Genomic DNA, 12,726 nt, shown 5'->3' with positions numbered 1-12,726 from the left:
GGCGGGGTACACGGAGGCGGGGTACACGGCGACGGGGGCGGCGGCGCGAGATGTCGGACACCATGCTGATCCAGGGCCGCTACCGGCTGCTCGACACCATCGGCCGGGGCGGCATGGGGGAGGTCTGGCGGGCCCGGGACGAGTCGCTGGGCCGCCATGTCGCCGTGAAGTGCCTCAAGCCGCCCGGCGCGCACCACGACCCGTCCTTCACCCGCGTGCTGCGCGAGCGGTTCCGGCGCGAGGCCCGGGTGGCCGCCGCGCTCCAGCACCGCGGGGTGACCGTGGTCCACGACTTCGGCGAGTTCGACGGCGTGCTCTACCTCGTGATGGAGATGCTCGACGGCCGCAATCTCGGACAGGTGCTGGAGGACAACGACCACCGACCCCTGGCCGTGCCCGACATCGTCGAGATCGCCGAACAGGTCGCGTCCGCGCTCGCCTACACCCACCAACAGGGCATCGTGCACCGGGACCTGAAACCGGCGAACATCATGCGCCTGACCGACGGCACGGTGAAGATCTGCGACTTCGGCATCGCCCGGCTCGGTCACGACATCGGCTTCACCTCGCGGCTGACCGGCACCGGCGTCGCCATGGGCACCCCGCACTACATGTCGCCCGAACAGATCGGCGGAACCGAGGTCGACCAGCGCAGCGACCTGTACTCGCTGGGCTGCGTGCTCTACGAACTCGCCACCGGCGCACCGCCGTTCGACCTCGACGACGCCTGGGGGATCCTCGTCGGCCACCGCGACACCCCGCCGGAGCCGCCGCGTCGCCGCCGTACCGAGCTCCCCGAGTACCTAGAGCGGGTCATCCTCGACCTGCTGGCCAAACTGCCTGAGCAACGACCCGGCGACGCACACGAGTTGAGCCGCCGTATCATCGCCGGCCGCACGGCGGCGGCACGGTACGCGCCCACCGCCGTCACCCCGCTCCCGCGGCCCCGGCCGTCCGAGCCGGCCGGCCGCGACGCGCGCCTGCCGTCGTGGACGCGCGGCATGACCACGGGTCACCAGGCCGCCGGGGCGGCGGCGCGCGCCGCACTCCCGGACGCGGCGGCCGGCCTGTCCGACGACTGGATCCCGCGCACCGCTTCCGACGGTCCCGCGGAGGCCGCGCAGGTGACCGGCGGGCGGCCCGCCGCGCCGCCGGAGGCCGTCAGGACGCTGACCGACCGGCACCAGGCGGCCCTGAGCCTGGGCCGGCTCGGCCGCTGGGCCGAGGCGGGCGAGGCGCACCGCGCGGTCGCCGGCGAGCGCGCCCGCCTCCTCGGCCCGGACCACCCCGACACCCTCGCCAGCCGCTACGAACTCGCCTTCAGCCTCAGCCGCACCGGTCGCGCCGCCGAAGCGCTGCGCGCGTACAAGCAGGTGGCCGAGGCGCGCATCGGGGCCCTCGGCGCCGACCACCCGGACACGCTCGCCGTGCGCCAGGAGATGGCGTACGTGCTGGGCCGCCTGGGCCGCCACATCGACGCGCACCAGGTGTACGCGGCGGTGCTCGCCGCACGCGAGGGCACCATGGGCCCGGACCATCCCGACACCTTGCGCTGCCGGCACAACCTCGCCTTCAGCCTCAGCCGGCTGGGCCGCCTGGACGACTCCTACCGCATGGCCTGCCAGGTCGCTGCCGCCCGCGCCCGGGTGCTCGGGCCGCAGCACCCGGACACCTTGGTCACCAGGTTCGAAGTCGCCTACGTGCTCGGTCAGTTGGGCCGGTGGTTGGAGGCTTTGGAGACCTATCGCGAGGTCGCCGAGGCACGCGCCCGGGCGCTCGGCGCCGACCACCCCGACACCCTGGCCGCCCGCTACGAGGTCGGCATCAGCCTGGGCCGCCTCGGCCGCAGCGCCGAGGCGCTCCGGCTGTACCGCGCCCTGATCTACGACCGCACCCGGGTGGACGGCCCCGCGCACCCCGAGACCCTGCGCGCCCGCCACGGCTTCGGGGTCAACCTCGGCCGGCTCGGCCGCTGGGAGGAGGCCCTCGCCGAGTCCCGCGACGTGTGCGCCGTCCGCGGGCGCGTGCTCGGCGCCGACCATCCCGACACCCTCGTCAGCCGCCGCGAGGTCGCCGTGAGCCTCGGCTGGCTCGGCCGCTGGGCCGACGCGCTCACCGAGTACCGCGCCGTGGCCGCCGCCCGGGAACGCGTCCTGGGCGCCGGCCACCCCGACACCCTGGCCGGCCGGACCGACGAGGCCCACTGCCTGGAACAACTCGGCCGCGGCGGGGAGGCCGTCGAGCTGTACCGCAGGGTCGCCGTCCTGCGCGGGCAGCGAGCGGCCGACGGCCCCTAGGCCCCGGGCCCCGCCGACCGCGCCCCGCACCCTGGCCGAAGTGGATCACCGCGTGTTACGAAGGACCATGAGCGCACACGAGGGACACGGGACGTACGACGCCGTCATCGTCGGCGGAGGGCACAACGGACTGGTCGCCGCCGCCTACCTGGCCCGGGCCGGACGGTCGGTGCTCGTGCTGGAACGGCTGGACCACACCGGGGGCGCCGCCGTCTCCACCCGCCCGTTCGCCGGCGTGGACGCCCGGCTGTCCCGCTACTCGTACCTGGTCAGCCTGCTGCCCCGGAAGATCGTCCAGGACCTGGGCCTGGACGTCCGGCTGCGCACCCGCACGATCTCCTCGTACACGCCCGTCGAGCGCGCGGGGCGGCCCACCGGCCTGCTCGTGGGCGGCGGCGAGGAGCGCACCCGCGAGTCGTTCGCCCGGCTCACCGGATCCGACCGCGAGTGGGAGGCCTGGCAGCGCTTCTACGGCATGACCGGCCGCCTCGCCCGCCGCGTCTTCCCCACCCTCACCGAGCCGCTGCCCACCCGCGAGGAACTGCGCCGCCGCGTCGACGACGAAGAGGCCTGGCGGACCCTGTTCGAGGAGCCGATCGGCGTCGCCGTCGAGGACCGCTTCGGTGACGACCTCGTACGCGGCGTGGTCCTCACCGACGCCCTCATCGGCACCTTCGCCGACGCCCACGACCCGTCCCTGGCGCAGAACCGCTGCTTCCTGTACCACGTGATCGGCGGCGGCACCGGCGACTGGAACGTACCGGTCGGCGGCATGGGCGCCCTGACCGACGCCCTCGCCGCCGCGGCCCGCCGGGCCGGCGCCGTCATCGCCACCGGCCACGAGGCGACCCGGGTGGTGAGCGACGGGCGCGCCGCGGAGGTCACGTACCGCACCCGCGACGGCGAGGGCACCGTCGGCGCCCGGCACGTGCTGGTGAACGCCTCCCCGCAGGCCCTGGCCGCGCTGACCGGCGACGAGCCGCCGGAGCCCGCCGAGGGTGCCCAGCTCAAGGTGAACATGCTGCTCAAGCGGCTGCCCAGGCTGCGCGACGCCACCGTCGACCCGCGCGAGGCCTTCGCCGGCACCTTCCACATCGCCGAGGGGTACCGGCAGCTCGCCGACGCCCACGCCCGGGCCGCCGCGGGCGCGCTGCCCGCCGCGCCGCCCTCCGAGATCTACTGCCACTCCCTGACCGACCCCAGCATCCTCGGCCCGGACCTGGTCGAACAGGGCTACCAGACGCTCACCCTGTTCGGCCTGCACACCCCCGCCCGGCTGTTCGCCCGGGACCACGACGCCGTACGCGAGGAACTGCTGAAGTCGACGCTCGCGCAGGTCGACGCCCACCTCGCCGAACCGCTCGCCGACTGCCTGGCCGCCGACGCCGACGGACGTCCCTGCATCGAGGCGAAGACCCCGCTGGACCTGGAGCGGGACCTGCGCCTGCCCGGCGGCAACATCTTCCACCGGGAGCTGAGCTGGCCGTACGCCCAGGAGGGCACCGGCCGCTGGGGCGTGGAGACCCGGCACGCCAACGTGCTGCTGTGCGGGGCGGGCGCGGTGCGCGGCGGCGGGGTCAGCGGGGTGCCGGGGCACAACGCGGCCATGGCGGTGCTGGAGGAACAGGGCGGCTGAGCGCCGCCCCGTCTGTCCCGCACCGGTTGGGCCGGTCAGTCGGTCGACGCCGTCCAGCCCTTCGCCTCGATTCGGGCCGCGTGCGCCGGGCGGGACTCGTCGAACAGGACGCTGTGGCCCGCCTCGACGCGCTGGGCGCCCACGTAGACGCCGCGGCCCACATACAGGGGGTCCGTCGTGTACCGCCAGCGCAGCGTCAGCTGCCGGGCCGCCGGAAGGTCGGCCGCGACCCGGTGCCAGACGCGCCCGGAGAAGCCCGTCACGGCGCCCGTCGGGTGCTGCTCGGGCTGCTCGCCCTGGTGCGTGGTGGTGAACGGCACCGGCTGCCAGGTACCGCCCCCGTTCGTCGAGGACTCCAGGACGAGGACGTCCGCCGGCGGCTCGGCGTCCCACCATGCGGAGCACCGCAGCCGCCCGCCGTCACCCGAGGTGTCCAGCGCGGGAAGAGTGAGGGTCGCCGTCGTGGCGTTCGCCATTCCGCCGAACCACGCCGTGCGGCCCCGGTCCGGGCGGACCGCCACGGCCCGTGCCATGTCGTTGCCCGCGGCGACCCGGGGAGCGGAGCCGGAGCGCCAGTTGCGCACCGGGTGCACGGAGTTGCCGAGGACGATCAGGAAGGAGTCGGTCGTCGGGTCCAGGACCAGCGAGGTCCCGGTGAAGCCGGTGTGCCCGGCGGTGTGCGGCGTCGCCATCGCGCCCATGTACCAGTGCTGGTAGAGCTCGAAGCCGAGGCCGTGCTCGTCGCCGGGGAAGGCGGTGTTGAAGTCCGTGAACATGAGGTCCACCGACTCCTGGCGCAGGATGCGCCTGCCTCCGTAGACCCCGCCGTTGAGCAGTGTGCGGCCCAGCACCGCAAGGTCCCAGGCGCTGGAGAACACCCCCGCGTGCCCCGCCACCCCGCCGAGGCTGAACGCGTTCTCGTCGTGCACCTCGCCCCACACCAGGCCCCGGTCCAGACCGGACCACGGCTTGCGGGCGTCCTCGGTGGCCGCGATGGCCGGCTTCCAGGAGGCGGGCGGGTTGTACCGGGTGCGGGTCAGCCCGAGCGGGCCGGTGATCTCCTCGGCCAGCAGCACGTCCAGCGCCCGGCCCGTGATCTTCTCCAGGACCAGCTGCATGGAGATCATGTTCAGGTCCGAGTACAGGTACGCGGTGCCGGGCGGGTTGATCGGCGCCTCGTTCCAGATCAGCTCCAGCTTTCCCTCGTACGTGGGCGCGTCGTACAGCGGGATCCAGGCGTTGAAGCCCGAGGTGTGGGTGAGGAGTTGACGGATGGTCACATCCTGTTTGCCCGCGCGCCCGAAGTCCGGGAGGTAGGACGCGACCTTCCCCTCCAGCTCCAGCGTGCCCCGTTCGAGCTGCTGCACCGCGAGCAGCGAGGTGAACAGCTTGGAGACCGACGCCAGGTCGAAGACGGTGTCCTGGGTCATCGGCAGCTGCCGCTCGGGCGGGAACTCCACACCGGTGTCGGTCGTCTCGTCGTACGAGGCGTAGCGCACCGCCATGCCGATCGGCTCGTGCAGCGCCACGGTCCCGCCGCGCCCGGCCAGCAGCACGGCCCCCGCATACCAGGGGTGCGTGGGAGACGGGCCGAGGAACGCCTCGGCGTCCTCGACGAGTTGACGCAGCGGGGCGGCGAGCAGACCGGCCCGCTCCGGGGATCCGTACTTCAGTGTGGGGCCGCCGTGCGCCGGCGCGGTGGCGGCCGCGGCCGCCACCGGGACCGCGGGCAGCGCCGCGAGCGCGAAGGCCCCACCCAACGCCAATGTTCCCAAGCCCAGTTGCCGGCGTGTCAGCCCGCCTACTGCTCCGCCTGCCGCATCGTCGGTCGTCATGAGGCCTCCCGCCCACCGTCTGAAAATATCTTTCGGGGATGGTCGTGTGCGGTGAAACTTTCGTGTCAGGAGGGACCTGTGTCAACGGTGCGTACGCACCCGAAAAGATCTGACGCCAGGTCAATCACCCCCGGGTGGGCGGTGCCACAGGACTCCTTGACCTTCCGCCGTGCCGGACCGAGGATCGTCTGTCATGACGCCTGGACACGGGAGCACGGTCGACGGAGTCCTGCGGCGCAGCGCCCGGCGCACCCCGGCACGGGTCGCCGTCGAGTACGGCGAGCGCTCCTGGACGTACGCCGAACTCGACGACGCCGTCTCCCGCGCGGCGAACGTCCTGCTCGGCCAGGGCCTCGCCCCCGGCGACCGGGTCGGCGCCTACGGCCACAACTCCGACGCCTACCTGATCGGCTTCCTCGCCTGCGCCCGCGCGGGCCTGGTGCACGTGCCGGCCAACCAGAACCTCACCGGCGACGACCTCGCTCACATCGTCGGCCAGTCGGGCAGCGCCCTGGTCCTCACCGATCCGGACCTGGCCGGACGACTCCCGGCCACCGCAAGGGCTTTGCCGCTGCGCGACGCGGGCGACTCGCTGCTCGCCCGGCTGCCGTCCACGCCGCCCTACGACGGTCCCGAGCCGCGCTCCGGGGACCTCGTGCAGCTCCTGTACACCTCGGGCACCACCGCCCTGCCGAAGGGCGCGATGATGACCCACCGCGCGCTGGTCCACGAGTACCTCAGCGCGATCACCGCGCTCGACCTCGGCGCGGGGGATCGCCCCGTCCACGCGCTGCCCCTCTACCACTCGGCGCAGATGCATGTGTTCCTGCTGCCGTACCTCGCCGTGGGCGCCACGAACATCGTCCTCGACGCGCCGGACGGCGACCGGATCCTCGATCTGGTCGAGTCGGGACGCGCGGACAGCCTCTTCGCCCCGCCCACGGTCTGGATCGGGCTGGCGGGCCGGCCCGACTTCGCCACCCGCGACCTCGGCGGACTGCGCAAGGCGTACTACGGCGCGTCGATCATGCCGGTGCCGGTCCTGGAACGCCTGCGGGAGCGCCTGCCGGAACTCGCCTTCTACAACTGCTTCGGCCAGAGCGAGATCGGCCCCCTGGCCATGGTGCTCGGACCCGACGAGCACACGGGCCGCCTGGACTCCTGCGGCCGGCCGGTTCTCTTCGTGGACGCCCGGGTCGTCGACGAGGACGGCAAGGACGTGCCCGACGGCACACCCGGCGAAATCGTCTACCGCTCACCGCAGTTGTGCGAGGGCTACTGGGACAGGCCCGAGGAGACCGCGGAGGCGTTCCGCGAGGGCTGGTTCCGCTCCGGCGACCTCGCCGTGCGCGATTCGGACGGCTACTACACGGTCGTCGACCGGGTGAAGGACGTCATCAACTCCGGTGGGGTGCTGGTGGCCTCGCGCCAGGTCGAGGACGTCCTGTACACCCACCCGCGGGTCGCCGAGGCGGCCGTGGTGGGCCTGCCCGACGAGCGGTGGATCGAGGCCGTCACCGCGTTCGTCGTCCACCGCGGCGACGTCACCGAGGCCGCCCTGATCGCCCACGCCCGTGAGAAACTGGCGTCGTTCAAGGCCCCCAAGAGAGTGATCTTCATGGACGAACTGCCGCGCAACGCCAGCGGAAAGATCCTCAAGAGGGAACTGCGCGACCGGTTCGGTGCGTCATGACGGCGTACCTGTCGGCTCCGGCCACCTCCCGCGGCCCCGCGCTGATCCTGCGCCCCTGGTCCGCGGCGGACGCCGCCGACCTGGTCGAGGCGTACCGGGACGACGCCCTGCGCCACTGGACGACCTCCGCCGTGGACGACGAGGCCGACGCGGCCCGATGGATCCGGGAGCAGCAACAGGGCCGGGAGACGCGGAACCGCTACGCGTTCGCCGTTCTCGAGCCCCACGGTCCCGACGGTGCGGAGGGCGCCGAGGGCTACGAGGGGCGGGAGAGGCGTGACCGGCTGGTGGGCCACGCCGTCGTCAAGGGCCTCCGTCCCGGTTCCCCGTCCGCCGAGGTGGGCTACTGGACCGTGGCGCACGCACGCGGCAGGGGAGTGGCGCCCCGGGCGCTGCTGGCCCTGACCGACTGGGCCTTCACCCGGTTCGGGGACCAGGGGCCGACCCGGCTGGAGCTCATCCACCAGGTGGACAACACGGCCTCCTGCCGGGTCGCCCGCAAATGCGGGTTCGAGCAGGCCGGGCTCCTGCCGCCGGCACCGCCCGCCTACCCGCTCGAGGGCCATCTGCACATCCGCACACGGCCCCCGGGCGCGGCATGAAGCGCCGGTGAAAAGTCCCCCTCGCGTGGCCTGTTGACGCCGGGACCCGATCGCTAGGCTGACCCGCGAACGACGATTGGGGAGGAGCACGGACGTGGCCGAGAGCACTGTCAAGGAGCACCCGCTCGCGGGATGGGACAAGCCGGAACTGGATCTCAGCAGCGCACAGTGGCAGTCCAGCAGCGGCGGCCTGGGAGATGTCCAGGTCGCCTTCGTCGAGGGTTTCATCGCGATGCGCAACAGCGGCCGCCCGGAGAGCCCCTCCCTGATCTTCACCCCCGCGGAGTGGGGCGCGTTCGTGTCAGGGGCGCGGCAGGGGAAGTTCGACCTCACCTGACCGGACGCCGACCGGGGGTGTTCCTCTCGCGTTCGGGGACAAGGGATCTTGAAAGCCCCGCCGGGGCCGGCGGCCGAGCGGCGCCGGCCCCGCGGGGGAGGTCTCCATCCGGAGGAGCGGAACTCATGAGCACCCCACCGGTCGTCGCCGCCGTCGACGGCTCCGACGACAGCCTGCGTGCCCTGGACTGGGCCCTCGACGCCGCCCGGCGGCGCCGGGCGCCCCTGCGGGCGGTCCACGTCCGGCAGTACGCGGCCTGGACCCAGCCCGACGTCCTCGTCGCCGGACCGCCCGGGGGCGACGACGATCCGGTGCTCGACCAGGCACGCACCCACCTGGGCGAACGCACCCGCGGGACGGAGGTGGAGTACGCCGGGCTGGACGGGATTCCGGGCGCGCTGCTGCCCGAACTCGGCGCCGATGCCCAGCTGTTGGTCCTCGGTTCACGGGGGCGCGGCGGATTCGCCAGCCTGCTGCTCGGCTCCAGCAGCCTGGCCGCGGCCCGCGACGCCGCATGTCCGGTCGTCGTGGTGCCCCGGCCCGGCCGCGAGGTCCACGGCGAGGCGGCGGCCGGCCCGGGGCCACGGGTGGTCGTCGGCGTCAACGTCGACAGCCCCGACGAGGCCGTGCTCGCCTTCGCCTTCACGGAGGCCGCCCTGCGCGGGGCCCGGCTTCAGGTGATCGCCGCCTACCCGTGGCCGCCCCCGACCTGGGCGGCCCCCGCGGAGGTCGCCACGCTCATGGTCGACCAGGACGCCGTGGAGAGCGAGACCCGGGCCCTGGCCGAGGGCTTCCTCGGCCCGCACCGTGCCCGCCACCCCGACGTGCTCGCCGAGCCCCACGCGGCGCCCGGCGACGCGGCGGGCCTGCTCGTCGCCGCCTCCCGGGACGCCGAACTGGTCGTGGTAGGCCGCCACCGGCGGCGCCTGCTGGCCCCCGCCCGCATGATGGGCTCCGTCACCCAGGCCGTCCTCCTGCACGCGGCGAGCCCGATCGCGGTGATCCCCCCGTCGCCGCCGGAGGAGTGACGACGCCCGCCCGGGCGCCCCGGCAGACCGGCGCGTTCGACCGCCGAGCAGACCGGCGCACTCGACCGCTGACGCTGCCGCGGCCGAGAGGGGCGAGGGCCGCCGGAGAGCGCGGCGGGTCGCCGGGAGCCGGGGAGCGGGCGACGCCGTGCGGCCCGCACCCCCGCGTTCCGAGCCCACGCCGTGCTGCCAGGGGGGACCAGCTCCGCGGGCACCTCCCCGTCCGCCGCCCGCGCCCCGCCGCGCCCGTACCGCACGGGACCGGGGAGGCGGGCGGCGCCGTGGCGCCCGCCTCCGCCGCTGATCGCCTCCCCGACCGGGCCCGGCGGGCAGCGGCCGCGCGTCCGCCACGCGCCCACCGCAGGCGCCGCGCCCGGAAGGGCCACCCCCGACCCGGGCCGCCCGCGGCGGTCGCACGGCGAGCGGGACCGCGTGCACGGCAGTGGGCGGTCCCACCCCCGGTCGGTGGTCTCCCGCACATCACTCCGCAGGCCGGGGCACGTACCATGGCGTCATGTCGTTCCTCCGCCGCCGCAACGCCACGCCCGCCGGGCCCGACTTCGACGTCCTGGCCATGGATCCGGGCGACTGGCCCGGCAACCTGGGCGCCGGTCTGCTGCCCGCGCCCGACGGCACCTGCCAGGGCGTGTTCCTGCGCTACGACCTGTTCGGCGGCCGCGGTACCGCGATGATCATCGGCAATCTGCCCGAGGGCTCGGCCGCCCGCGAGGTCGCCGAGAGCGAGGTGCCCTTCGAGGTGGCGCAGCTGCTGCTGGCTCTGGAGAACGACGAGGAGGTCACCGTCGTCGGCAGCGAGGACATGCCGGTGCTCCAGGGCGACAACCTCCTGATCGTGCGCCGGCTGCGGCTCTCCGAGAGCCGTATCTCCTGCGTGCAGTTCGACCGCAGCGACGGCGTCCTGGTCACCATCGCCGCCTGGGACCGGCCGATCACCGACGATCTGTACGCCCTGCTCAAGCCGCTGCCCGCCGAGCTGTTCCAGCAGGGCTGACCGGCCGCCGCGCGAGACGGGAAGGGGCCGGCCCCCGCGGGACCGGCCCCTCACGTCCTCGTGGATCTCGGCCCGCTACCGGGCCGACTGCTGCACCTGTACGTCCGCGGCCCGCACGAACGCCACGCGGTGGCCGAACTGGATCTCGTAGTACATGTCCTGGCCGGTCACCACCCGGTGCGAGTCCATGGTGAAGGTGGTCGAGTAGTAGTACTGGCCCGGCATCAGGTCACCCACCACGTACTTCTGGCCCGCGAGCAGCCTGTACGGCAGCGGCGACACCGTCTGGACGGGCACGCCCGCCGGATAGGCCGCCGCCTCCGGGTAGGCCCGCCCGTACACCGGAACGCTGTCCAGGCCGGGCTTCGGCGTGAGCACGGTACCGGCCGCGTCCACCGCCGTCGGGTTCTTCGCCGGGTTCTGGAACCAGGCCTTCTGGCCCAGGTACCAGATCGCCGTCCAGTCGCCCTGCCGGCCGGCGACGGCGTACTGCTGCCCGGTCTGCACCCGGGAGGACACGTCGTTCACGTCGATCGTCGCGGGGCTGCCGTCCGGCCTGAGGCCGATGTCCTGGATCAGCGGCGAGGAGGTGTCGGGCTGCGAGTACAGCCGCACCTCGCTGGACCCGTGCGCGGCGCACGGCCGGCCGCTGGTGACGCAGCCCGTGTACTCGGGCCGGTTGGTGGCGTAGTCGGGGCGGATCGTGACCAGGCCGCCGTTCTTGCCCGCGTTCGGGGTGATGGGGTGGCCGAGCAGCTGGAAGTAGTGCCGCCAGTCCCAGTACGGGCCCGGGTCGGTGTGCATGCCCGGGATGCCCGAGGTGGTCGTGCCCGGCACGGTGTCGTGGCCGAGGATGTGCTGCCGGTCCAGCGGGATGCGGTACTCCTTGGCGAGGTACCTCACCAGCCGCGCCGAGGACCGGTACATCGCCTCCGTGTACCAGGAGTCCGGCGAGACGAGGAAGCCCTCGTGCTCCAGTCCGATCGACCTGGCGTTGATGTCCCAGTTCCCCGCGTGCCAGGCGACGTCCTTGGCCTTCACGTGCTGGGCGATGTGCCCGTCGGTGGAGCGCAGCGTGTAGTTCCAGGACACATAGGTGGGGTCCTTGATCAGGTTGAGGACGCCGTCCCAGCCGCCCTCCGTGTCATGGATGACGATGTACCGGATGGACTGCGCCTTCGGCCGGTCGCCCAGATCGTGGTTGCCGTAGTCGCCGTCGCCGAACTCCTCGTACGGTGCCGGGATCCACTCGCAGGCCACCGAGGCGGGGCACTCCGTGCCGGCCGCCGAGGCACTGCGCAGGCCGGTCTGCGCCAGCTGGGCGGTGTCGGGGGCGATGCCGGGCCGCGCGGCCAGGACGACCCGCTGTCCGGTGTCGGTGGTGCGCTGCTCGCCGGAGCGGATGATGTCGTACACGTCGCCCGCGTACGCCGCCGCCGTCGCGCTGTCGTCCGCGCCGGAGAACCGGGCCACCGCCCCGTACCAGTCGGCCGGGTCCTTGCTGAGCGGCCGGCCGAGCTGCTTCTGGGCGGCCGCCAGCAGCGCCGCGCCGCCCGCGACGTTGGCCGACTCGTCCTCGCGCAGCCGCTCGGCGGGGATGCCGGTGAGCTCGGCCGCCTTGAGCAGGGTCTTCAGCCGGGCGGGCAGGGCGGAGTTCTCCGGCACCTGCTCGTCGTCGTCCGTGCGCGGGTCCGGCCGTGCGCTGTCCCCGCGTGGATCATCCGCGCCCTCGCTGTGGTGCGGGGCCTCGGCGAGCGCGGTGCGCGCGTCGGTCAGGTGCATCGGCCCGTAGCCACCGGACACGCTTGGGGCGCCGCTGTGCCCGTCCCAGCGCGACTGAAGGTAGGACACGCCCAGCAGGAGGCTGAGCGGCACGTGGTACTCGGCGGACGCGGACGCGAACGACTGCTGCAGATGGCCGGCGTCGTCCGTGGCGGCGCCCGCGGACGGGGCGGCGCCCAGCAGCGGCAGCAGCAGCGCCGCCGCGGCGACGCCACCCGCCGCGCTGCGCGCGCCTCTGCGTCCCGGCAGGGGTCTGGGGTCGGTGGCGGATCCTCGCAAAGCTGCCTCCTGGGGCGCTCGGGCGTGGTGGGGCGTGCGGGGCCGGCGTGGATCAGTGGTACCGGCTGTCCGACGATCCGTCAATCATGCGCACCACGCTGTGATTTCCCATGTCAAGCGGCATCTCGGCGAGTTTCGGCACGGCGCCCCCCAGGCCTGCGCGGCGTCAGTGGCTTACACCAATGGCCCCCGCGGCAACCGCTCCGAAAGAAGAGGGGAAGGCGG

General features: G+C 73.9%; 9 protein-coding genes. 7 read left to right on the top strand and 2 right to left on the bottom strand.

Translation table 11 applies throughout. From position 1 onward, the window contains the following. The first annotated feature begins 50 nt into the window (after window positions 1-50). Both ACTYVM_RS22690 and ACTYVM_RS22685 read left to right on the top strand, forming a co-directional pair. The gene (locus ACTYVM_RS22690; RefSeq protein ID WP_445527699.1) at window positions 51-2,297 is read left to right on the top strand and encodes a serine/threonine-protein kinase; all 2,247 of its coding nucleotides are present in this window, start codon (window positions 51-53) and stop codon (window positions 2,295-2,297) included. 67 nt (window positions 2,298-2,364) lie between these two features. Next, a complete protein-coding gene (locus ACTYVM_RS22685) occupies window positions 2,365-3,933 on the top strand; it encodes a phytoene desaturase family protein (RefSeq protein WP_445527698.1) in 1,569 nt (522 codons plus the stop codon). A gap of 35 nt (window positions 3,934-3,968) precedes the next feature. Here ACTYVM_RS22685 and ACTYVM_RS22680 read toward each other — a convergent pair whose 3' ends face one another. Continuing rightward, entirely contained in the window at window positions 3,969-5,768 is a 1,800-nt protein-coding gene (locus ACTYVM_RS22680) for a serine hydrolase domain-containing protein (protein ID WP_445527697.1), read from the bottom strand. Window positions 5,769-5,961: 193 nt separating this feature from the next. Between ACTYVM_RS22680 and ACTYVM_RS22675 the strand changes: the two genes are divergently transcribed. The 5 genes from ACTYVM_RS22675 to ACTYVM_RS22655 all read left to right on the top strand — a co-directional run bounded on the left by ACTYVM_RS22675 (window position 5,962) and on the right by ACTYVM_RS22655 (window position 10,440). Beyond that, window positions 5,962-7,461, top strand: coding sequence for an acyl-CoA synthetase (locus ACTYVM_RS22675; RefSeq protein ID WP_445527696.1), 1,500 nt, complete (start codon window positions 5,962-5,964; stop codon window positions 7,459-7,461). Then, window positions 7,458-8,063 (top strand): GNAT family N-acetyltransferase, encoded by a 606-nt coding sequence (locus tag ACTYVM_RS22670; RefSeq protein WP_445527695.1) that lies wholly within the window; start codon window positions 7,458-7,460, stop codon window positions 8,061-8,063. Before ACTYVM_RS22675 ends, ACTYVM_RS22670 begins: the two co-directional genes overlap by 4 nt. A 94-nt stretch (window positions 8,064-8,157) precedes the next feature. After that, complete coding sequence (locus ACTYVM_RS22665; RefSeq protein ID WP_445527694.1) at window positions 8,158-8,400, top strand: DUF397 domain-containing protein; 243 nt, start codon at window positions 8,158-8,160, stop codon at window positions 8,398-8,400. Between the two features lie 125 nt (window positions 8,401-8,525). Further along, the gene (locus ACTYVM_RS22660) at window positions 8,526-9,428 is read left to right on the top strand and encodes a universal stress protein (protein ID WP_445527693.1); all 903 of its coding nucleotides are present in this window, start codon (window positions 8,526-8,528) and stop codon (window positions 9,426-9,428) included. Window positions 9,429-9,942: 514 nt separating this feature from the next. Then, complete coding sequence (locus ACTYVM_RS22655) at window positions 9,943-10,440, top strand: glycosyltransferase family protein (protein WP_400035078.1); 498 nt, start codon at window positions 9,943-9,945, stop codon at window positions 10,438-10,440. Window positions 10,441-10,515: 75 nt separating this feature from the next. Here the strand turns inward: ACTYVM_RS22655 and ACTYVM_RS22650 are convergent, their stop codons facing one another. Beyond that, the gene (locus tag ACTYVM_RS22650) at window positions 10,516-12,501 is read right to left on the bottom strand and encodes an N-acetylmuramoyl-L-alanine amidase (protein ID WP_445527692.1); all 1,986 of its coding nucleotides are present in this window, start codon (window positions 12,499-12,501) and stop codon (window positions 10,516-10,518) included. Between the last annotated feature and the right edge of the window lie 225 nt (window positions 12,502-12,726).

Source organism: Streptomyces cyslabdanicus, assembly GCF_052663305.1.
This window is presented reverse-complemented; position numbering and strand designations above follow the sequence as displayed.

Coding starts and splice junctions, on each gene's coding strand:
- ACTYVM_RS22655 (WP_400035078.1), top strand. CDS start 9,943: ATGTCGTTCCTCCGCCGCCGCAACGCCACGCCCGCCGGGCCCGACTTC.
- ACTYVM_RS22675 (WP_445527696.1), top strand. CDS start 5,962: ATGACGCCTGGACACGGGAGCACGGTCGACGGAGTCCTGCGGCGCAGC.
- ACTYVM_RS22670 (WP_445527695.1), top strand. CDS start 7,458: ATGACGGCGTACCTGTCGGCTCCGGCCACCTCCCGCGGCCCCGCGCTG.
- ACTYVM_RS22660 (WP_445527693.1), top strand. CDS start 8,526: ATGAGCACCCCACCGGTCGTCGCCGCCGTCGACGGCTCCGACGACAGC.
- ACTYVM_RS22680 (WP_445527697.1), bottom strand. CDS start 5,768: ATGACGACCGACGATGCGGCAGGCGGAGCAGTAGGCGGGCTGACACGC.
- ACTYVM_RS22690 (WP_445527699.1), top strand. CDS start 51: ATGTCGGACACCATGCTGATCCAGGGCCGCTACCGGCTGCTCGACACC.
- ACTYVM_RS22685 (WP_445527698.1), top strand. CDS start 2,365: ATGAGCGCACACGAGGGACACGGGACGTACGACGCCGTCATCGTCGGC.